15 protein-coding genes are annotated in these 20377 nt (G+C 67.8%); 8 read left to right on the top strand and 7 right to left on the bottom strand.

Annotated features, from left to right (window positions below; all coding sequences use genetic code 11):
• The first annotated feature begins 81 nt into the window (after positions 1-81).
• The 4 genes from ACIQ6R_RS29395 (at position 82) to ACIQ6R_RS29380 (ending at position 4628) form a co-directional block, all read left to right on the top strand.
• Positions 82-2649, top strand: coding sequence for an ATP-binding protein (locus tag ACIQ6R_RS29395; protein ID WP_404181646.1), 2568 nt, complete (start codon positions 82-84; stop codon positions 2647-2649).
• Entirely contained in the window at positions 2637-3353 is a 717-nt protein-coding gene (locus ACIQ6R_RS29390; protein ID WP_404224579.1) for a response regulator, read from the top strand. The genes ACIQ6R_RS29395 and ACIQ6R_RS29390 overlap by 13 nt, the downstream gene beginning before the upstream one ends.
• An 84-nt stretch (positions 3354-3437) precedes the next feature.
• Positions 3438-3836 (top strand): OB-fold nucleic acid binding domain-containing protein, encoded by a 399-nt coding sequence (locus tag ACIQ6R_RS29385; protein ID WP_404181652.1) that lies wholly within the window; start codon positions 3438-3440, stop codon positions 3834-3836.
• 3 nt (positions 3837-3839) lie between these two features.
• Positions 3840-4628 (top strand): DUF3159 domain-containing protein, encoded by a 789-nt coding sequence (locus ACIQ6R_RS29380; RefSeq protein WP_404181655.1) that lies wholly within the window; start codon positions 3840-3842, stop codon positions 4626-4628.
• Positions 4629-4754: 126 nt separating this feature from the next.
• On the opposite strand, the gene ACIQ6R_RS29375 is transcribed toward ACIQ6R_RS29380, so the two are convergent.
• A complete protein-coding gene (locus ACIQ6R_RS29375) occupies positions 4755-5432 on the bottom strand; it encodes a potassium channel family protein (protein WP_404181658.1) in 678 nt (225 codons plus the stop codon).
• Entirely contained in the window at positions 5432-6103 is a 672-nt protein-coding gene (locus tag ACIQ6R_RS29370; protein WP_121749678.1) for a TrkA family potassium uptake protein, read from the bottom strand. The genes ACIQ6R_RS29375 and ACIQ6R_RS29370 overlap by 1 nt, the downstream gene beginning before the upstream one ends.
• Positions 6104-6653: 550 nt before the next feature.
• Here ACIQ6R_RS29370 and ACIQ6R_RS29365 point away from each other — a divergent pair.
• The 4 genes from ACIQ6R_RS29365 to ACIQ6R_RS29350 all read left to right on the top strand — a co-directional run bounded on the left by ACIQ6R_RS29365 (position 6654) and on the right by ACIQ6R_RS29350 (position 10962).
• Positions 6654-8717 carry an APC family permease gene (locus ACIQ6R_RS29365; protein WP_404181661.1) on the top strand — a complete coding sequence of 688 codons (2064 nt, stop codon included), beginning with the start codon at positions 6654-6656 and terminating at the stop codon, positions 8715-8717.
• Positions 8718-8794: 77 nt separating this feature from the next.
• On the top strand, positions 8795-10147 hold the full coding sequence (locus ACIQ6R_RS29360; RefSeq protein ID WP_404224578.1) for a class I SAM-dependent RNA methyltransferase: 1353 nt from the start codon (positions 8795-8797) through the stop codon (positions 10145-10147).
• Between the two features lie 231 nt (positions 10148-10378).
• Positions 10379-10573 carry a ribbon-helix-helix protein, CopG family gene (locus ACIQ6R_RS29355; RefSeq protein WP_404224577.1) on the top strand — a complete coding sequence of 65 codons (195 nt, stop codon included), beginning with the start codon at positions 10379-10381 and terminating at the stop codon, positions 10571-10573.
• A complete protein-coding gene (locus tag ACIQ6R_RS29350; RefSeq protein WP_404224576.1) occupies positions 10570-10962 on the top strand; it encodes a type II toxin-antitoxin system death-on-curing family toxin in 393 nt (130 codons plus the stop codon). The genes ACIQ6R_RS29355 and ACIQ6R_RS29350 overlap by 4 nt, the downstream gene beginning before the upstream one ends.
• Positions 10963-11196: 234 nt before the next feature.
• Here the strand turns inward: ACIQ6R_RS29350 and ACIQ6R_RS29345 are convergent, their stop codons facing one another.
• The 5 genes from ACIQ6R_RS29345 to ACIQ6R_RS29325 form a co-directional block, all read right to left on the bottom strand.
• Positions 11197-11598: a hypothetical protein gene (locus ACIQ6R_RS29345; RefSeq protein WP_404224575.1), complete on the bottom strand. Its 402-nt coding sequence runs from the start codon at positions 11596-11598 to the stop codon at positions 11197-11199.
• A 292-nt stretch (positions 11599-11890) separates the two neighbouring features.
• Positions 11891-12289 carry an Imm10 family immunity protein gene (locus ACIQ6R_RS29340; protein WP_404224574.1) on the bottom strand — a complete coding sequence of 133 codons (399 nt, stop codon included), beginning with the start codon at positions 12287-12289 and terminating at the stop codon, positions 11891-11893.
• Positions 12290-12292: 3 nt separating this feature from the next.
• Positions 12293-12844, bottom strand: coding sequence for a hypothetical protein (locus ACIQ6R_RS29335; protein WP_404224573.1), 552 nt, complete (start codon positions 12842-12844; stop codon positions 12293-12295).
• Between the two features lie 215 nt (positions 12845-13059).
• Positions 13060-13320 (bottom strand): hypothetical protein, encoded by a 261-nt coding sequence (locus ACIQ6R_RS29330; RefSeq protein WP_403871041.1) that lies wholly within the window; start codon positions 13318-13320, stop codon positions 13060-13062.
• A complete protein-coding gene (locus ACIQ6R_RS29325; RefSeq protein ID WP_404224572.1) occupies positions 13320-19970 on the bottom strand; it encodes a polymorphic toxin-type HINT domain-containing protein in 6651 nt (2216 codons plus the stop codon). Before ACIQ6R_RS29325 ends, ACIQ6R_RS29330 begins: the two co-directional genes overlap by 1 nt.
• Positions 19971-20377 lie beyond the last annotated feature (407 nt).

Raw genomic sequence — 20377 nt, 5'->3', positions numbered from 1 at the left:
GTACCCCGCCCCGATTTGTCGGCATTGCTCGCCGTAAGGTCGACGCTGCGCAATCAGCGTTGACCGGAAGACAATGAGGCCATGGGACGCGGCAAGCTTCGGATCTACCTCGGCGCGGCGCCGGGCGTCGGCAAGACGTACGCGATGCTGTCCGAGGCGCACCGCCGCACGGAGCGGGGCACCGACTGCGTCGTGGCCTTCGTGGAGCACCACGGCAGGTCGCGCACCGAGGTGCTGCTGCACGGCCTGGAGCAGGTGCCGCGCCGGGAGCTGGAGCACCGCGGCGCGCTCTTCACGGAGCTGGACCTGGACGCGGTGCTGGCCCGGGCCCCCCGGGTGGCCCTGGTGGACGAGCTGGCCCACACCAACGTCCCCGGTGGTCGCCACGCCAAGCGGTGGCAGGACGTCGAGGAGCTGCTGGCCGCCGGTATCGACGTGGTCTCGACCGTCAACATCCAGCACCTGGAGTCACTCGGCGACGTCGTCGAGTCGATCACCGGGGTGCGACAGCGGGAGACCGTGCCGGACGAGGTGGTGCGGCGCGCGGACCAGATCGAACTGGTCGACATGTCACCGCAGGCACTGCGCCGGCGCATGGCCCACGGCAACATCTACCAGCCGGACAAGGTCGACGCGGCCCTGTCCAACTACTTCCGCCCCGGCAACCTCACCGCCCTGCGCGAGCTCGCGCTGCTGTGGGTGGCGGACCGGGTGGACGAGTACCTGCAGCAGTACCGCAGCGAACACCGCGTGTCGAAGATCTGGGGCTCGCGCGAGCGCATCGTGGTCGGCCTGACCGGCGGCCCCGAGGGCGGGACGCTGATACGGCGGGCCGCGCGCCTCGCGGAGAAGGGCGCCGGCGGCGAGGTGCTGGCCGTGTACATAGCCCGCGTCGACGGGCTGACCTCGGCCTCCCCGAAGGAGCTGGCGGTACAGCGCACCCTGGTGGAAGACCTCGGCGGCACCTTCCACCACGTGCTCGGCGAGGACATACCGGCCGCCCTGCTCGACTTCGCGCGCGGCGTCAACGCCACCCAGATCATCCTCGGCTCCTCGCGCCGCAAGGCCTGGCAGTACGTCTTCGGCCCCGGCGTCGGCGCCACGGTCGCCCGCGAGTCCGGCCCCGACCTGGACGTCCACATCGTGACCCACGAGGAGGTCGCCAAGGGCCGCGGCCTGCCGGTGGCCAGGGGGGCGCGGCTCGGCCGCTCCCGGATCGTCTGGGGCTGGCTCGCGGGCCTCGGCGGGCCGGTGCTGCTGACGCTGCTGCTGAACACCGTTCACCTAGGGCTCGCCAACGACGTCCTGTTCTACCTGGCGCTGACCGTGGCCGCCGCCCTGCTGGGCGGGTTGTACCCGGCGCTCGCCTCGGCCGCGGTCGGCTCCCTCCTGCTGAACTGGTTCTTCACACCCCCGGTCAACCGGATCACCATCGCCGACCCCCGGAACATGCTCGCGCTCGCCATATTCGTGGGCGTCGCGCTCTCCGTGGCCTCGGTCGTCGACGTCGCGGCCCGCCGCACCCACCAGGCCGCCCGGCTGCGCGCCGAGTCCGAGATCCTCTCCTTCCTCGCGGGCAACGTCCTGCGCGGCGAGACCAGCCTGGAGGCCCTCCTGGAACGGGTCCGCGAGACCTTCGGCATGGAGTCGGCCGCCCTGCTGGAGCGCGAGGGCGACGTGGCCCCCTGGACCTGCGCCGGCCGCGCCGGGGCGGGACCGCCGGTGCGGCGCCCGGAGGACGCGGACGTGGACATGCCGGTCGGGGACCACATGGCCCTCGCGCTGACCGGCCGGGTCCTGCCCGCCGAGGACCGCCGGGTCCTGGCCGCTTTCGCCGCCCAGGCCGCCGTCGTCCTGGACCGGCGGCGCCTGCGCGAGGAGGCCGACCGGGCCCGCGCGCTCGCCGAGGGCAACCGCATCCGCACGGCGCTGCTCGCCGCCGTCAGCCACGACCTCCGTACCCCGCTCGCCGGGATCAAGGCGGCGGTCACCAGCCTCAGGGCCGACGACGTGGCGTGGTCCGAGGAGGACGAGGCGGAACTCCTGGAGGGCATCGAGGAGGGTGCCGACCGCCTCGACCACCTCGTCGGCAACCTGCTCGACATGTCCCGCCTCCAGACCGGTACGGTCACGCCGCTGATCCGCGAGATCGACGTCGACGAGGTGGTACCGATGGCTCTGGGCGGGGTGTCCGAGGGGAGCGTCGAACTGGACATCCCCGAGACGCTGCCCATGGTCGCCGTCGACGCCGGGCTCCTGGAGCGGTCGATGGCCAACCTGGTGGAGAACGCCGTCAAGTACAGCCCCGCCGGTCGCACCGTCCTGGTCGCCGCCAGCGCCCTTGCGGACCGCGTCGAGGTGCGGGTCGTCGACCGGGGGCCGGGCGTGCCGGACGAGGCCAAGGACCGCATCTTCGAGCCCTTCCAGCGCTACGGCGACGCCCCGCGCGGTGCCGGTGTGGGGCTCGGCCTGGCCGTGGCCCGGGGCTTCGCCGAGGCGATGGGCGGCACCCTCGACGCCGAGGACACCCCCGGCGGCGGTCTCACCATGGTGCTCACCCTCCGCGCGGCGGGAACGCCCGCCGGCACCGCCCACCTCACGACAGACGACGCGACAGCGGAAAGGCAGGCCGCCCGATGCCGAGCCTGACCGGGGGAGACCCCCGGACCTCCACGAGGGTGCTCGTGATCGACGACGAACCGCAGATCGTGCGTGCCCTCGTGATCAACCTCAAGGCCCGTCACTACGAGGTCGACGCCGCCCACGACGGTGCCACCGCCCTCCAGCTCGCCGCGGCCCGCCACCCCGACGTCGTGGTGCTGGACCTGGGCCTGCCCGACATGGACGGGGTCGAGGTGATCAGAGGGCTGCGCGGCTGGACCCGGGTGCCGATCCTGGTGCTGTCCGCCCGGCACTCCTCCGACGAGAAGGTCGAGGCGCTCGACGCGGGCGCCGACGACTACGTCACCAAGCCCTTCGGCATGGACGAACTGCTGGCCCGGCTGCGCGCCGCCGTCCGCCGGGCCGAGCCGGTCCCGGGCGGCGAGGACGACGTGGTCGTGGACACCGCGGAGTTCACCGTCGACCTGGCCGCGAAGAAGGTGAACCGGGGCGGGAAGGACGTACGGCTCACCCCCACCGAGTGGCATCTGCTGGAGGTTCTGGTGCGCAACACCGGACGCCTGGTCAGCCAGAAGCAGCTGCTGCGGGAGGTGTGGGGGCCGTCGTACGGGACGGAGACGAACTACCTCCGGGTCTATATGGCGCAGCTGCGCCGCAAGCTGGAGGCGGATCCGGCGCACCCCCGGCACTTCATCACGGAGCCCGGCATGGGGTACCGCTTCGAGAAGTGAGCCAGAAGTGAGCGAGAAGTGAGTCTCGCTATACCGGGCCGGAGAGGGTGTCTGGCTGTCGGCGCGCCCCGGTACGCTTCAGATATGAGTGCTGCTCCGCGTTCCGACAAGCCGGTGGGCCGGTTCCGGCGCATGTTCGACCGGCTCTCCTCGTCGCAGGAGGACCTGGAGTCCGAGGAACTGCGCGAGGACGCCGACACCGCCGGCTGCAGCCGTATCTGCGATTGTCAGGACCGGCAGATCGTGTCGGTTACTGGTACCTTGCGCACGGTCACCCTGCGACCGCGTGCGGGCGTCCCGGCCCTGGAGGCCGAGCTGTTCGACGGTTCCGCCGCCCTGGACGTGGTGTGGCTGGGCAGACGCTCCATCGTGGGCATAGAGCCGGGGCGCAAGCTCATCGCATCGGGCCGGATCTCGATGAGCCGGGGCCGCCGGGTGCTCTTCAACCCGAAATACGAACTGAGACCCCTCGGACGGGAGTAGCCGGTGACGTCGCTCGACAAGCCGACCGAAGACACCCAAGACACGGAAGCCGACGACGCCCGGGCGGTGACGGAGGCCGCGCTGTTCGAGGCGTTCGGCGGCGTGCGGGGCATGATCGAGACGGTGCTGCCGGGCCTGCTCTTCGTCACCATCTTCACCCTCAACAACGACCTGCACATGTCCGCGATCGCGGCGCTCGCCGTGTCGCTGCTGCTGGTCGTGGTCCGGCTGGCGATGAAGGACACCGTCAAGCACGCCTTCAGCGGGGTCTTCGGCGTCGCCTTCGGCGTGGTCTTCGCGATGATGACCGACAACGCCAAGAACTTCTATCTGCCGGGCATGCTCTACACCCTGGGCCTGGCCATGGCGTACATCGTCACCTCGCTGGCCGGGGTGCCGCTGATCGGCCTGATCCTCGGCCCGGTCTTCAAGGAGAACCTCTCCTGGCGCACCCGCAACCCGGGCCGCAAGAAGGCGTACACCAAGGCCAGCTACGCCTGGGGCCTGATCCTGCTCGGCAAGAGCGCCATCCTCTTCCCGCTGTACTGGTGGGCGGACACCGAGCAGCTCGGCTGGGTCCTGGTCACCCTGAAGATCCCGCCGTTCCTGCTCGCCGTGTGGCTGACCTGGGTGTTCCTGGCGAAGGCGCCGGCCCCCATCGACGTGTTCGCGGAGATGGAGGCGGCGGAGAAGGCCGAGGAGGAGCGGGCGGAGCGCGAGAAGGCCGAGCGCGAGGCACGGGGCGAGGACGCCCTGGACCAGGCGCCCGGCGGCAGGCACCGCAAGGGCTGACGGCACCCGGGAGACGGCGGGTCCGAGGGCCGACGCGCCCAGCGCCGACGGCGCCGACGGCATACGACGGTGGGGCGCCCGGAGATCTCCGGGCGCCCCACCGTCGTGTCGCGGGTCGCGCGTCGGTCAGCGCGCCGTACTGCCCTTCCGCGGCGACAGCAGGTCCTCCAGCTGCTCCTCGCGGGCCTGGGCCGCCACGAACAGCAGCTCGTCGCCGGCCTCCAGGGAGTCCTCCGTGGACGGCGTCAGCACCCGGGTGCCGCGGATGATCGTGACCAGCGAGGTGTCCTCGGGCCACTCCACGTCGCCGACCTGGATGCCGGCCAGAGCCGACTCCTCCGGCAGGGTCAGCTCCACCAGGTTGGCGTCGCCGTGGCTGAAGCGCAGCAGCCGGACCAGGTCGCCGACGCTCACCGCCTCCTCGACCAGGGCCGACATCAGCCGCGGGGTGGAGACGGCGACGTCCACGCCCCAGGACTCGTTGAACAGCCACTCGTTCTTCGGGTTGTTCACCCGGGCGACGACGCGCGGAACGCCGTACTCCGTCTTGGCCAGCAGCGAGACGACCAGGTTGACCTTGTCGTCGCCCGTCGCGGCGATGACGACGTTGCAGCGCTGGAGCGCCGCCTCGTCCAGGGACGTGATCTCGCACGCGTCGGCCAGCAGCCACTCGGCCATCGGGACGCGCTCGACCGAGATGGCGGTCGGCGCCTTGTCGATGAGCAGGACCTCGTGGCCGTTCTCCAGCAGCTCGCCCGCGATCGAGCGGCCGACCGCACCGGCTCCGGCAATGGCGACCCTCATCAGTGACCGCCTTCCTCTTCGGGACCCTTGGCGAACGACGCCTCGACCTTGTGGACCTCGTCGGCGCGCATCATCACGTGCACCAGGTCCCCCTCCTGCAACACCGTCTGCGAGGTGGGCAGGATGGCCTCCCCGAGCCGGGTGAGGAACGCCACCCGCACACCGGTCTCCTCCTGGAGCCGGCTGATCTTGTGGCCGACCCAGGACGCCGAGGTGTGCACCTCGGCGAGCTGGACGCCGCCCGTGGGGTCGCGCCACAGCGGCTCGGCGCCCGACGGGAGCAGCCGGCGCAGCATCTGGTCGGCCGTCCAGCGGACGGTGGCGACCGTGGGGATGCCCAGGCGCTGGTAGACCTCGGCGCGGCGGGGGTCGTAGATACGGGCGGCGACGTTCTCCACGCCGAACATCTCGCGGGCCACGCGGGCGGCGATGATGTTCGAGTTGTCACCGCTGGAGACGGCGGCGAAGGCGCCGGCCTCCTCGACGCCCGCCTCGCGCAGGGTGTCCTGGTCGAAACCGATACCGGTGACCCGACGGCCGCCGAACGTGGAACCGAGGCGACGGAACGCGGTGGGGTCCTGGTCGATCACGGCGACCGTGTGCCCTTGCTGCTCCAGGGTCTGCGCGAGGGCCGAGCCCACGCGCCCGCAGCCCATGATGACGATGTGCATCGCCTCACACCCCGCTTTCCGCGGGCTCGCCGGCCTCTGTGGATGTCCTGCTCATGTCTCTCTTTCGGCTCGCCTGGCGACACGTCGCGGCCGGTGTGCGGGCCGCAGGGGAACATCATGCCGGTGAGCACCGACGCTGACGCCTCTCGGGGCCCCGGGAAGCCGGATTCCCCGTCCGGGAAGCCGGGTCCCCCCGTCCGCACCCAACGTATCGGCAAGCCCCCAGAACCCGCAGGGGCCGTCTCACCCCCGGGCCGACGAGCCGCGCCGGCCGATGCTGCGGATGCTGGCGAGAGTCAGGATTCCGAGGCCGACGAGCGTGGCGGCGCCGCCGATCAGCTCTGCGCTCAGGTGCATGGGACCTCCAGGGGCGGCAACGGCCGGGAAGCGAACGGCAATCGGACGGTGCTTGTCATATAGGCATGCGAACCCCGCGACCTGCGGAATCCGCAGCCGTGGCAGCCCTCGAATTCACCCGGAGAGCAGACGGCGGGCCGATCGGGGGTGGCGGGTGGGCGGGCGCCCGTTCGAACGCTTACGATCCTCTGTTGTGTCCAAACTGACCGACGTGCCCAAGCGGATCCTGATCGGGCGCGCACTGCGCAGTGACCGGCTGGGGGAAACACTCCTGCCGAAGCGCATCGCCCTCCCCGTCTTCGCCTCCGACCCGCTCTCCTCCGTGGCGTACGCGCCCGGCGAGGTGCTGCTGGTCCTGTCCATCGCGGGCGTGTCGGCGTACCACTTCAGTCCCTGGATCGCGGTCGCGGTCGTCGTGCTGATGTTCACGGTGGTCGCCTCCTACCGGCAGAACGTGCACGCCTACCCGAGCGGCGGCGGCGACTACGAGGTCGCGAACACCAACCTCGGGCCCAAGGCGGGCCTGACGGTGGCGAGCGCGCTGCTGGTGGACTACGTCCTGACCGTCGCCGTCTCCATCTCCTCCGGCATCGAGAACCTCGGCTCCGCCATCCCCTTCGTCGTCGAGCACAAGGTGCTCTGCGCGGCCGCCGTGATCCTGCTGCTGACGCTGATGAACCTGCGCGGGGTCAAGGAGTCGGGCAGCCTGTTCGCGATTCCGACGTACGTCTTCGTCGCGGGCGTCTTCATCATGATCGCGTGGGGAGCCTTCCGCGGTCTGGTGCTGGACGACACCATGCGCGCCCCGACGGCGGACTACGAGATCAAACCGGAACACGGCGGCCTGGCCGGCTTCGCCCTGGTCTTCCTCCTCCTGCGCGCCTTCTCCTCCGGCTGTGCCGCGCTGACCGGTGTCGAGGCGATCTCCAACGGCGTCCCGGCCTTCCGCAAGCCCAAGTCGAAGAACGCGGGCAACACCCTCGCGCTGATGGGCCTGCTCGCCGTCACCATGTTCTGCGGCATCATCGCGCTGGCCGCCGCGACCCGCGTCCGCATGTCGGAGAACCCGGCCACCGACCTCTTCCACAACGGCGTCGCGCTCGGCTCGGACTACGTCCAGCACCCGGTGATCTCGCAGGTCGCCGAGGCGGTCTTCGGCGAGGGCAGCCTCCTGTTCATCATCCTGGCCGCCGCCACCGCGCTCGTCCTCTTCCTCGCCGCGAACACCGCGTACAACGGCTTCCCGCTGCTCGGCTCGATCCTCGCCCAGGACCGCTACCTGCCGCGTCAGCTGCACACCCGCGGCGACCGCCTGGCCTTCTCGAACGGCATCGTGCTCCTCGCCGGCGCGGCCATGCTCCTGGTCTTCGTCTACGGCGCCGACTCGACCCGCCTGATCCAGCTCTACATCGTCGGCGTGTTCGTGTCCTTCACGCTCAGCCAGATCGGCATGGTCCGCCACTGGAACCGCCACCTGGCCACGGAGCGGGACCCGGCCAAGCGCCGCCGCATGCACCGCTCCCGCGCGATCAACGCGTTCGGCGCCTTCTTCACCGGCCTGGTGCTGGTCGTCGTACTCGCCACGAAGTTCACGCACGGAGCCTGGGTCGCCCTGCTCGGCATGTGCATCTTCTTCGCCACGATGACGGCGATCCGCAAGCACTACGACCGCGTCGCCGAGGAGATCGCCGCACCCGAGGACCCGGAGGAGGCGCAGAGCGACGACATGGTGCGGCCCTCCCGCGTCCACTCCGTCGTCCTCATCTCCAAGATCCACCGCCCCACCCTGCGCGCCCTCGCCTACGCCAAGCTCATGCGCTCCGACACGCTGGAAGCGCTCAGCGTCAACGTCGACCCGGCGGAGACCAAGGCGCTGCGCGACGAGTGGGAGCGGCGCGGCATCGCCGTACCGCTGAAGGTGCTGGACTCGCCGTACCGCGAGATCACGCGGCCGGTCATCGAGTACGTCAAGAGCCTGCGCAAGGAGTCCCCGCGCGACGCGGTCTCCGTGATCATCCCGGAGTACGTGGTCGGCCACTGGTACGAGCACCTGCTGCACAACCAGAGCGCGCTCCGCCTCAAGGGCCGTCTTCTCTTCACTCCCGGCGTCATGGTCACCTCCGTCCCCTACCAGCTGCAGTCCTCCGAGGCCGCCAAGCGCCGGGCCCGCAAGCGGCAGGACTGGAACGCGCCCGGTGCGGTCCGGCGCGGTCCGGCCCAGCCCGACCGGGCGAAGGAGTCCTCGTCGTCGACGTAGACTGGACGGCTGTTGTCCTTTGACGTTCGTCTTCCGGCGTCCGTCTCTCGTCGTCCGTTCTCTGGAGTCACCCCGCCATGCAGGCAGAACCGAAGAAATCGCAGGCGGAGTCCCAGGCGGTCTCGCTGGTGGGCCAGGAGTACGAGGTCGAGATCGGCCCCGTCGCCCACGGCGGCCACTGCATCGCCCGTACGTCCGAGGGGCAGGTGCTGTTCGTCCGGCACACGCTGCCCGGTGAGCGGGTCGTGGCCCGGGTCACGGAGGGCGAGGAGGGGGCCCGCTTCCTGCGCGCGGACGCCGTCGAGATCCTGGACGCCTCCAAGGACCGCATCGAGGCCCCCTGCCCCTACGCCGGCCCCGGCCGCTGCGGCGGCTGCGACTGGCAGCACGCCAAGCCCGGAGCGCAGCGCCGCCTGAAGGGCGAGGTCGTCGCCGAGCAGCTCAAGCGCCTCGCGGGTCTCACGCCCGAGGAGGCCGGCTGGGACGGCACGGTGATGCCGGCCGAGGGCGACAAGGTGCCGGCCGGCCAGGTCCCGTCGTGGCGCACGCGAGTGCAGTACGCCGTGGACGACGAGGGCAACGCGGGCCTGCGCAAGCACCGCTCGCACGAGGTCGAACCGATCGACCACTGCATGATCGCCGCCGAGGGCGTCAGCGAGCTGGGCATCGAGCAACGCGACTGGATCGGCATGGAGTCGGTCGAGGCGATCGCGGCGAGCGGCTCGCAGGACCGGCAGGTCATCCTGACCCCCCGCCCGGGCGCGAGGCTCCCCATCGTCGAGCTGGACCGCCCGGTGTCGGTCATGCGCGTGGAGGAGAAGGACGGCGGCGTCCACCGCGTCCACGGCCGCCCCTTCGTCCGCGAGCGCGCGGACGACCGCACCTACCGGGTCGGCTCCGGCGGCTTCTGGCAGGTCCATCCCAAGGCCGCCGACACCCTGGTCCTCGCGGTCATGCAGGGTCTGCTCCCGCGCAAGGGCGACATGGCTCTCGACCTCTACTGCGGCGTCGGCCTGTTCGCCGGCGCCCTGGCCGACCGCGTCGGCGACAAGGGCGCGGTCCTCGGCATCGAGTCCGGCAAGCGCGCCGTCGAGGACGCCCGGCACAACCTCGCCGGCTTCGACCGCGTCCGCATCGAACAGGGCAAGGTCGAGGCAGTCCTGCCGCGTACCGGCATCGACGAGGTGGACCTCATCGTCCTCGACCCGCCGCGCGCGGGGGCGGGCAAGAAGACGGTGCAGCACTTGTCGACGCTGGGCGCGCGGAGGATCGCGTACGTGGCGTGCGACCCGGCCGCGCTGGCCCGGGACCTGGGGTACTTCCGGGACGGGGGGTACCGGGTGCGGATGCTGCGGGTGTTCGATCTGTTTCCGATGACGCATCATGTGGAGTGCGTGGCGATCCTCGAACCTGCGGGCAAGGACTCCTGACCTGCACGGATCGATCTCCACAACCCGCTGACCCGCTGACCCGCGGATTCGTGAGCGAGGGGCTTGCGTCGGCGACGCTTTGAGAGGGGCGCCCGGAGATCCTTGACGCTCGGATGACGCTCGCAGCGGAAGTCTCTGCCGCACCTCCTCATCAGGTGCCTTGGACCTCACGTTTTCAGGGGGCGCGGCTCGAACGCGCCAGCCATGATACCGGCCAGGTATCATGGCCGTATGGCGATGACACTCCGACTCCCTGACGACCTGGACGCGAAGCTCACCGAGCGGGCTCGTCGGGAGGGTCGCAGCAAGCAGGAACTTGCCATCGAGGCCATCCGTGAGGCGCAGAACCGGGCCGAGCTGAAGGTCGATGACGTTCTGGCCGAGCTGATGGGCAGCGATGCGGAAATTCTGGACTACCTGAAGTGACGAACGTGCGCTACGTCCAGATCGACGAGATCCTGGCCATCGCCCGCACGATCAACGGTACCGAGCACAGCGTGCGCGACATGGGCCTTCTGGTGTCGGCGATCGAACGGCCCCGGACGAACGTGTTCGGGGCCGAGTTGTATCCCACGCTGCACGAGAAGGCCGCAGCGCTGCTGCACTCCGTTGCCCGCAATCACGCGCTGATCGACGGCAACATGCGCACCGCCTGGCTCGCCATGCGTGTCTTCCTGCGGTTCAACGGCGTGAGCGCGAGTACCGTCCCGCCGCCCGTTTCCGTGGCCGGCCCGTTCGTCGAGGATGTCGCGCAGGACAACGTCGACGTACCGGTCATCGCCAAGCGCCTGGCAGTCTGGTTCCCCGTTTCCTGACGTTTGACGTCGTGCGGTGGGGAGAGTCTGGAAAGCGGTGCTGGCTCCGTGTTTTCCGCCTTCCTGAGATCTGTTCATTCAGTGGAGAGACCGCGTACTGGTTCCGGTCGGTGGGAAGTGGCGTCGAGAGTGGGATGACTGACCCGCACCGCGAACCAGACACCTCGGCTGGCTTTCGACCTAAAGTTCGGTGGAGGCACGCCTTCTGGCGTGCCTCCACCGGAGCCGTTCAGCTCATGCAGGTTGAGCTTGTGCGATACAGCGCTGCTGGAAATCGATCGCTTCAATGCATCGAGCATTTCGGTGTTCTTCTTCAGGGCTCACGAGTGGCAGATCCTCTCTTTCGAGGACCCCCTCGTAGCAGTAGGACAGCACGTCGTAGGGAACTTCTCCCGTGAGTCCACCTGGAGCATCAGCACATGCCAAAAGGGCAGACAGCACGTGAGAGGTGCCAGGCTCGTACGCTTGATCGTCGATCTCGGTGCATGCGTCGAGTGTTTCCTCGGGCAACGGGGTCGTCTCCTGGCCGGAGCGAACAGCGCTGCGTGCCGCCTCCATGCCTACATTGATGTAGCTGCGTACGGCCTCCACCTCAATGGGACCGATCACTTGAATGGTCCAGTCCATGACCTTCATCGCTAGGTCCAGCCGTTGAGCGGTCGGAATATTCGCAAAGCTTTCCCGTAGAGGCTGCATATTGTAGTCTCAAAAAAGCACCCTTTGGGGTCCCTTCCAGGCTGGATTTTGAGCGCGGCGCGGAAAGCGTAATTTTCTCGTACGGCCAGTGGGATTGAGTGCAGGGCTGGCGAGTCCAACAGTCATGCATGCTGCAGCTGCGCAGTGAGAGGTAATTCTCTAATCGCTGTGTATAACCTGAAACGAGCTGCCCGTCGTTCGAGACGGCGGGCAGCTCGTTATGGATCGGGTGCTAAAAGCCCACCAGGATAGGACGTTCCGTTTCTCGACCCCAGTCCAGAATTCCTGGCAGACCGCTCGAATAAGCTTCCACGCTCTGAGTGGGGGCCTCGAAGCGAACGGTAAGGCTCTCAGAGATTCCAAGCACAGCAGCTGCCTGCGAGGAGAAAAGAAATCGGATCATCTCGGCATCCCGTTCCACGCGCCGGAGTCCGCCGTAATGACTTCTTCCGCCGCTGACGAGGCAATATGTGTCGAATCCGAGAGAGATGTCCTGTTCGTCAGGCTCATAGTCCGATCGCTGAATCAGTAGTGTGAAACCTGGCTCGTCGGCCCCCTCCGAAAAGCCAGCCTCACGGACCTCATCTTCTTCGTCGACTTCGAAACCAACCGACTGCGCCACAATTTCCATCGCTCACATTCGTCTGCGGTTGCTTACCGCTCGCTCCTCAAGCTCAATCCAGCGCTCATCGTCTGCCTGGAAGAAGCCGTCGCTATCGTTATGGAAGATGCCGGAAAGAAAGCAATCAATGAAGACGTCCAGCAAATCCTCCAGGCTGTTAGCTGCGATCCTAGTGGGCTCTCCAATCGTTACGCTAGCTACAGCGCGGCGGCTGGATTCCGTATCGTCGATGACGGCGTAGAAGTCACCTCCGCCGGTTCCGAGGATAGGGAACCATCTCGCCCCAAGAATGTGATCAGCTGGGTGTTCGTCCTGAAGGGAGGCTGCTTCCTCGACCGCTAGTGGTTCGTAACCCGGAACCAATGCCGCATCATCCTGTGTTTGGTTCGGGTGGTACGCCACTCCATTGCACCACCCGAACCATAGCGCCACCTCCGGCGGCACGCTCCTGCCGAAGTATTGCTCGAGGGTGTCGATCGACACTCCAGGTTTCCGGTGAGCTACAACGGGTCTGCCGAGTCGTTCGGCTTGAGCCCACAGATCCTGGATTCGTTCCTCGAGCATGACGGCCTCCCCTTTCAACGAACCCCTACTACGTACCTGTCACCGACAAGCACGCCAGCCACCCTTTAGAACTCCTGTCAGAGGTCAGCCGTGACTCGATTTGATGCGAACCGGGAAAGAGACCAGCCTCACCCACAGGCAGTGGACGAGGCTGGTCAATTGCTGACATGCGGAAATTTTGCTGCGAGCTCAGGGCCCGAGCGGGCCGCGCAGGGTCACTCTTCTTCGAGTAGGCCGATCTCTTCCGGCAGCTCCAGCATCGACCTCTTTCGAGCCGGATCGCTCTCCAGTTCGGAGACCTCGACGATGATCGCGGCCAGCGCCCGGCGGTCATGCTCGGAGAGGTCCCTGAACAGCGCGGCGACCGGTTCAACGATGTCCGAAGCGACGTCCGGATCGATGTCGTCATCATCGGCCAGGTCGATGGACACGGCCAGGCTTGAGAAGGCCCGAACCAAAACGTGTGTGAGTTCCATTAAGGGACAATCCTTACTCTGATGTTGGTGATCAGAAGGCCGCCGAGTAGCTTGCGGGCCCGCCGGGCTTCAGTCGCGTTGGGCACTTCCCACCTGCCCGAATAACCGTTTTGCTCCAGCGCCTGGGACTGGTTCAGGGCTTGTCGGTATGTCTTGTTGCGATGCGTCACGGCGAGCTTTCTGTCGATCAGTACACCGTTCGTAGCATCGAAGCCATCGAACTTGACCTGAGCCAGCTTGCTGCCCGTGGGCTTGTAGTACTGCAAGGCTGGTGCAAGGCCGGCCCGTGATCCCGTGGCACCGCTGTCATAAGCCTGCGCCTGCGGGCTCATGTGGGCGTTCTCCTGAACCCAGTGAACTTCACCGTCGCAATTGTGGACGAGGACAGGAGTTGTGCCTGCGAGCACATAGTACGTGTGCTCGTCGGTGACGGTGAGGTTGTGGACCGTAGCCTTCGTGGCTGTCCATGCCTCGACGGCTGAGACCTGCACCCACGTGCCAGTGGACGTCTGAAGCCACTGGCCCGGCTTCAACTCGCCGGCGTCGATCCACTCCCGTAGTGATGGAACCCAGAAGGGGTGGCCCGCGGTTGCGGTGACCGTAGTGGTCTTCGTGCCATGTCGGTCGGATCCATCGTGCAGGGACAGGGTCACCCTGACCAAGTGCTTGGTGCCCTTGCCAACGATCGTCGCTGTGGCGGTCTGAACGGAGGTGCGGCCGGTCTTCGGGTCGGTGGCTATGACCTTGTCACCGGTCTTGACCTTTTCGATGGGCTTGGTGGAGCCGTCGGCCATCAAGACCTTCGTGCCGGGCGCGAAGCTGTTGGTCTCGCAGACTGCGTTCTGTGCTTCTTCCTGGGCGGTTTCCTTGACCTCGTTGCGTGCTTCCTTTGCCGTGTTCTTCGCTGCCCGTTTCACCTGGGACGGCTTGGGGCGCGGCTTCGGCTGAGAGCGGGGCTTGGAGCGGGGCTTGGGACGTGCGGCCGCCTTGCGGGCTGCCGCTCGTCGGGCGGCTGCCTTCTTCGCGGCGGCTCGGGCAGCTCGAGCCCTGGCCTGAGCTGCCGCTCTGCGGGCGGCTGCTCGCTTGGCCGCGGCCTGTGCCGCGGCTCGCTTGGCTGCGGCTCGCTTGGCGGCTGCTGCCTTGCGTGCGGCTTCTCGGCGGGCCTTGGCTGCGGCTCGCTTGGCGGCCTCGATGGCACGCTTGCGGGCCAGTGCGGCGGCGCGGCGGGCGGCGGCCTGGGCTGCCTTGCGGGCGGCGATGATCGCCGCGCGGCGGGCTGCCGCGCGGATGGCGGCCTGGGCCGCGATCCGGACCGCGATGCCGATGACGATCGGGAAGAACTCGCCCGAGGGGTCGGAGAAGGTGGCCGGTGCGTTGTTGCTGTAGGCGTAGGGGTTCATCGTGGCGGGGTTGCCGTAGTCGACCATGGGGTCGACGGAGATGAACCGGCCTGTCACGGGGTCGTAGTCACGGGCTCCGAGGCGGGTCAGCCCTGTGTCCTGGTCGACGGTGCCGCCGACGAAGCCCCGCTGTCCGGGCCAGGAGGCGGGCTGCTGTCCTCGTTCCTCGCCGAACGGCATCGACTTGCGTCGTGTGACGCCCATGGCCGGGTCGGCCATGTCCACGACTGTGTGGGACGTGCCGTGGTGATCGGAGATCATGAGCTGGCGCACGCCGCCGGTCGCCCGGACGGTTGTCATGCCGTCAGGGTGGGCGTAGAAGCGCTCTGCCGTCTTCGTCATGTTGTCGGCGCTGACGGTGAGTTCCGCATCGCCCAGGTACAGGGTGCGGCTGCCGTCGGCTGCGGTGCGGATGAGGCGTTCGCCGTCCGCGCCGTACAGGTACGACGTGGCCTTGGTACCGCCGCCTTCTAGGGGTTCGGTGACCTTGCGCAGTTCGCCTTCGACGTCCCACTCCAGGGTCTGGGTGGTGCCGCCGTGCTGGCGCTGGGTGGTGTTGCCGGCCTTGTCGTAGGCGAAGGTGTTGAGGCGTTCGCCCTGCGGGCCGACCGACTTGATCTCGGCCAGTGCGTTGGGGCCGCCGACGCCTGTCTTGCCGTAGGTGTAGGTGCGGGTGACGTTCTTGGCCGTGTCGCCGGTGGTGTCGTGTTCGACGAGCTTGGTGCGGTTGCCCGCAGCGTCGAATTCGTACGACTGCCAGTAGGCTTCCGGGCCGCCGACGGTGTCCTTGGAGGGTGTGGCCGTGCAGTCGTCTGTCTTCGCCGACCAGGCGGAGGTCATCTGCCGCAGTTGGTCGTAGACGAAGCACTGGGTGTCGGTCTTGCCCGAGTCGGGTGTCGCGCCGCCGGGGGTGTCGGAGATCTTGGTGATGTTGCCGGCTTCGTCGTAGCCGTACTTGGTTTCGCTGATCCGGACTGGTGCTACCGAACGGTCGAAGGTGGCTGTCTGGAGCCGGCGGGTGAACTCGTCGTAGATGTACGAGCCGTACACCTTCTTGCCGGCAGGTCCGGCATCGGTGCGGAGGATCTCGCCGAAGGCCGAGTACTGCACGTTGGTCAGGTACGGGGCCGAGCCGCCGATGGCGATGGGCAGGTCGTCGGAGTTGTAGACGAAGACGACCGTCTCGTTGACCAGGCCGCCCACGCCCGGTACCTGGACGTAGTCGAGGTTTCCGGTCGGGGTGTAGGCGTACTTGTACGTGTAGGTACCTGCCAGGCCGGTCTCCTCGGTGGGGATGACCGTCCGGCTGGACTTGACGCGATACGCGTTGTCGTACTCCGTGACCTCCTCGCGGTACTCGCGGCCGTTGTCGTAGCGGATGGCTGCGGTGGGCAGGCCCTTGGCGACGGTGTCGTAGGTCCACTCGATGCGCTTGGGACCGGTCGCGCTGGTCTCCCGGAGCGATGTCGGGCGGCCGCCGGCGTCGTAGGTGGTAACCAGGGTCCGCTTGAGCGGGTCGGTGGTGGCTACGACGTTGTCGGCGTTGTCGTAGGTCATCTCCGTCCGGCCGCCGTCGGGGTCGACGACGGCTGTCTGACGGCCGCGCTTGTCGTACTCGAAGGAGGTCGCGGCGCCGCCGGGCGCGGTGACCTTCACCAGATTGTCGAGGTCGTCGTACTCGTAGACGGTGTCACGCCACTTGGTGCGTTCCGTGTTCGTGTACTCACGCTGCCGCTCGACGCGGCCTTCGGCGTCCTCGAAGGTCGCGGTGACCGTGTCGCCCTTGGGTGGGATCGAGGTGGTGACGTCGCCGTCGCGTTGGGTGGTGGTGCGCAGCTTCTCGGTGCCGCGGTAGTAGGTGATCTCGGTGGTGGGCTGACCCAGGCCGTCGAAGAGGATGCGGTTCTGGGAGGGGACGTCATGGTCGCCGACCTGGAGGAGTTTCGGCTCGGGTTCGGAGTCGTTGTAGTAGCCGTCGTTCTCCTTCCATTTGCGGCCGGCGGTGTCGTGGAAGGTGTCGTTGACGATCCGGCCGTCGCCGACCGCCTCGTCCTGCGTTTGCCGCTCGCGCAGCAGGCCGTCGAGGATCTCGTAGGACACGGCGTACTGGCCGTTGTCCTTCAGGGTGCGGGTGGTGACGATCGTGGGGCCGTCGCGCCGCACGGTGTAGTCATAGGTGGCGGACGGTGTCTGTGTCGCCGCGTTGCGGTCGGTTCCCCAGACTCTCAGAAGACGACCCAGCGGGTCGTACTCCATCACGGCTTTCTTGCCGTTGGCGTCTGTCTCGGTCAGCGGCATGCCGCGCACGTCGTCGAACTGCGTCGTCTCGGTGTGCCCGAGTGGGTCGGTGGAGACCTGCTGCACCGGTCGCGCGATGGTTGCCGGCGTGTACGACACGGAGGTCTTGCGGTTGTCCGCGTCCCAGGTCGCGGTCTCGCGGCCGTGGATGTCGTACTCGGTGCGGTCGATGGTGATGTAACCGTCGCCGGTGGCGTTCATCTCCTGCACCTGTGTGGGCAGACCCTTGGTGGGCGCCACGCCGAACGCCTGGCCGTCATAAAGGGTGCGTGTGTCTTCGACGACCTCTCCGCCCGTGGTTCCACAGGCACCGAGGGTCGTCTTCTGGCGGGACTCCGACTCGATCAGGTACGCGCCCGTGTTGCGGACGTAGCTGACCGTGGAGCAGCGGAGCTTTCCGCCCAGTGTCCTTTCCTCGACCTGGTACGGCAGGCCGTAGCTGTCGTACTTCGTCGTCTCTGTCGAGGTGCGCCAGGTTTCGCCCTTGACCCGTTCGCGGGTGGCGACCTTCTCGGGCCGGGTCATCCACGCTTCGAGCGGGGTGGTGCCGTCCCGTGTGCGGGTGGCGGTCTTCACGGACCAGGGGGTGGTCACGGTGGCCGAGTCGATGGGGCCGCCGTCGGATGCGTAGGTGATCTGTTCCAGCATCTGCCCCTGGTACTGCGGAAGGTCCGGATGGCTGGTTCCCTGGCTGTCCCGGACTGCGGAGGTGCGGGTGCCGGAGGGGAGCTTGTCGCCGTGCAGGCCACGGAAGTAGCGGTGCTCGGTGAGCTGCTTGACGTCGTCGCCGGAACCGAGCCGCGTCAGGACCCGCTCGTAGCCGCGGTACTGGGACCAGGTGCGGTGCTTGTTCTCGGTGAACTCGCTGTCGTTATAGGCCCAGGCGGGGCTGCCCGCGTAGTCGTAGGAGGTGACCTTGGTGGGGCTGTCGGTGACGAGGTCCTGTTCACGGACCTCGGTGACGACGTACTTGTGGAACCAGTCCTTGACCGGCTGCAGCGCGCCCTTGGGTGTCCAGTACTGCGGGTAGCAGCGCATGGTGTTGGACTCGGGCGAGGCCGGCATCTTCCTGGGTTCCAGGGCCTGGCACTCGCGGGGTGAGTAGGTCACCGCGATGCGGCCGCCGGTTTCGGTGTCGACGGCGTAGACGCGGTAGCGGGAGAAGGGCGGCAGCCCTTCGACGCCGTCGACCCGGTTGTCCATCTGGGTGCCGAGGAAGGTGACCTTCGGCATGTCGGCGGTGCTGCCGGCTCCGTGTCCGCTGCGGGTGATGGAGTTCAGCCACAGGGCAGGTGATGTTCCGTCGCCAGTGGACGGGAACGAGTGAACCAGTGTGAAGGTGTCGACCGGCTTCAGGGCTGTGCCTGACAGCACGCTGGTGCTGATCTTCGTGAGGCGCTTGGTTGTCCAGAACGTCGGTGAGTACTTGTCTGTGCATTTGGCACCGGACGCACATGCCTGGTCCAGCGGCACGTCCGGCCAGTACTTGGCATTGGCCGTAGTCCGCTTGGACGCGGCGCAGTCGAACGTCGCGTTCGGAACGCAGCGCTCGGCGGTGGTGAACGCCGCCCGCCCGGCGGGCTGGACACCGAACAGTTTGTCGGCGCGCAGTCCGTAGTCGATGCGCGAGAGCTGGGCGGCACGAACGTAGGACGCCTGCTGGTCGGCCTTCATGTTCTGGCCGTAGTAGTTGGTCTCCCTGGCCCACCACAGGGTCATGGCATCGCCCAGGGGATCGACGACGTAGTCCAGGTTCCAGCGGTAGACCTGGGCGCAGTCGGAGTCCATGAACGCTGTGGCGTGGCACGGTTCACCGGGGTGGTTGCCGAAAACGGGCACGGTGAGAGCGGAGTTGGTGACCGTGCCGGTGGGGGCCCCGGGCAGCTTGTTCAGGCCGAAGTGGTACTGCGTGCCGTCGGTCGTGGTCAGAACCCAGTACTCGCCGTCCTTGCCACCGTTCTCCGCACCCGTCTTGCGCTGCAGGCGCGAGCCGTCGTCGTCGGCGGGGCGCCACTCGTCGGTGCCGTCCTTCTTGACGAGTTCGGTTGTGTTCCCGCCTAGGGACATCACCACGTGGTCGGAGCCCCAGCACAGATCGCCGCTGTCGGCGGTGTTGTTGGGCTTCTTGCCGTCGACCGCGGCCTTGTCGTCAGAGCAGGAGCGGAAACGACGCTCGATGAAGCCGGGGTCGTAGTCCCAGCCCTCGGCGATCCAGGAGGACTGTGCGTTGGTGGAGGCGGTGCGGCCGTCCACGGACTGGGAGGAGTAGGACAGCGCGATCTCCGGCTGCGGCCCGCCGGGCACCTCGGGCGTCTCGACCGGATACGTCCAGGAGAAGCCGCCGGAGGAGGATCCGGCCATCCACGAACCCGACGGTGAAAGGGAAGTGGCCTCGTGACTGCCACCAGGGCCGGAGGCAGCAGCGGTCGCCGCCAGCACGGTCGGTGCGTCGGCCGATGCGAGATCGACGGTGGCGCTCACCGTCTTAGCGGCAGGGTCATTTGCTCCAGGCAGTTCCGTGGCAGCACGGCAGGCCGCCTTGGTAGGCGACGTGAGCGCACACGCAGGGAGCTGGACCAGACGGAGCCGGGAGGCCCAGTCGCCTCCGTAGGTGTCCTTGAAGGAGGAGTAGTCGAGTTCCAGCTCGACCGAGCCGGCGGCGGCCGGGGCGAGGGCCGTGGCGGTGGGCGTGGCGGTGAGCAGCACGCCCTGGAGGCCCACCTTGCGGGCCTCGGACAGCTCCTTGACTTCTACCTCAACGGCACTGCCAGAGACTGCGGACGGTCGCTGAGGGGCGCCAGCTTCGGGGGCCAGCCCCTTCCGGCCCTTGTCGGCGCCAACTGGCTTCACCTTGACCAGCGGTGCCCGGACTGCTGCCCCCGTGTCGCGGAGCGCGTCGCCACCTGAGAGAAGCGGGGTCGGCTTCGGCTGCTTGCCGTCTGCGTCGGTCACCAGCGTGGTGAACGTATGGGAGGAGACTTTCGCTGCCGTAGGTCGCCAGTTGCCAGCGGCCTCATCACGGGCCCCGGGACGCTTCTTGGTGAAGTCGCGGCCGGGGACCGACGGGTCGCGCTTCACATCGGAGATCCGGGTGCTGCCGTCGGCGGCGCTCGCATCGTCGGGTATCAAACCGATGAACAGTACGAGACCGACGAATATGGACACGGATCTGTGCCAGTGCGCCACATGGCGCAATTGTCTTATGAGTTGGTCCACCAGGGACCTCCCCCCTCACCCTGGTCCGGCCGGCATCTGAGCGTGGCCGAGCGATAACGATCAGACATTAGATTGAGTCGATCATGTCGGCAAGCAAAGGGAAGGCAATCAGACAACCTCGGGGCTGTGCATGTCTGGAAAAG

This window comes from Streptomyces sp. NPDC096048 (genome assembly GCF_044763415.1).
GTDB lineage: Bacteria > Actinomycetota > Actinomycetes > Streptomycetales > Streptomycetaceae > Streptomyces.
This window is presented reverse-complemented; position numbering and strand designations above follow the sequence as displayed.

Bases quoted from the DNA above. Each gene is read 5' to 3' on its own strand.
- ACIQ6R_RS29395 (WP_404181646.1), top strand. From the start codon at position 82: ATGGGACGCGGCAAGCTTCGGATCTACCTCGGCGCGGCGCCGGGCGTC.
- ACIQ6R_RS29390 (WP_404224579.1), top strand. From the start codon at position 2,637: ATGCCGAGCCTGACCGGGGGAGACCCCCGGACCTCCACGAGGGTGCTC.
- ACIQ6R_RS29385 (WP_404181652.1), top strand. From the start codon at position 3,438: ATGAGTGCTGCTCCGCGTTCCGACAAGCCGGTGGGCCGGTTCCGGCGC.
- ACIQ6R_RS29375 (WP_404181658.1), bottom strand. From the start codon at position 5,432: ATGAGGGTCGCCATTGCCGGAGCCGGTGCGGTCGGCCGCTCGATCGCG.
- ACIQ6R_RS29370 (WP_121749678.1), bottom strand. From the start codon at position 6,103: ATGCACATCGTCATCATGGGCTGCGGGCGCGTGGGCTCGGCCCTCGCG.
- ACIQ6R_RS29360 (WP_404224578.1), top strand. From the start codon at position 8,795: ATGCAGGCAGAACCGAAGAAATCGCAGGCGGAGTCCCAGGCGGTCTCG.
- ACIQ6R_RS29355 (WP_404224577.1), top strand. From the start codon at position 10,379: ATGGCGATGACACTCCGACTCCCTGACGACCTGGACGCGAAGCTCACC.
- ACIQ6R_RS29345 (WP_404224575.1), bottom strand. From the start codon at position 11,598: ATGAAGGTCATGGACTGGACCATTCAAGTGATCGGTCCCATTGAGGTG.
- ACIQ6R_RS29340 (WP_404224574.1), bottom strand. From the start codon at position 12,289: ATGGAAATTGTGGCGCAGTCGGTTGGTTTCGAAGTCGACGAAGAAGAT.
- ACIQ6R_RS29335 (WP_404224573.1), bottom strand. From the start codon at position 12,844: ATGCTCGAGGAACGAATCCAGGATCTGTGGGCTCAAGCCGAACGACTC.
- ACIQ6R_RS29330 (WP_403871041.1), bottom strand. From the start codon at position 13,320: ATGGAACTCACACACGTTTTGGTTCGGGCCTTCTCAAGCCTGGCCGTG.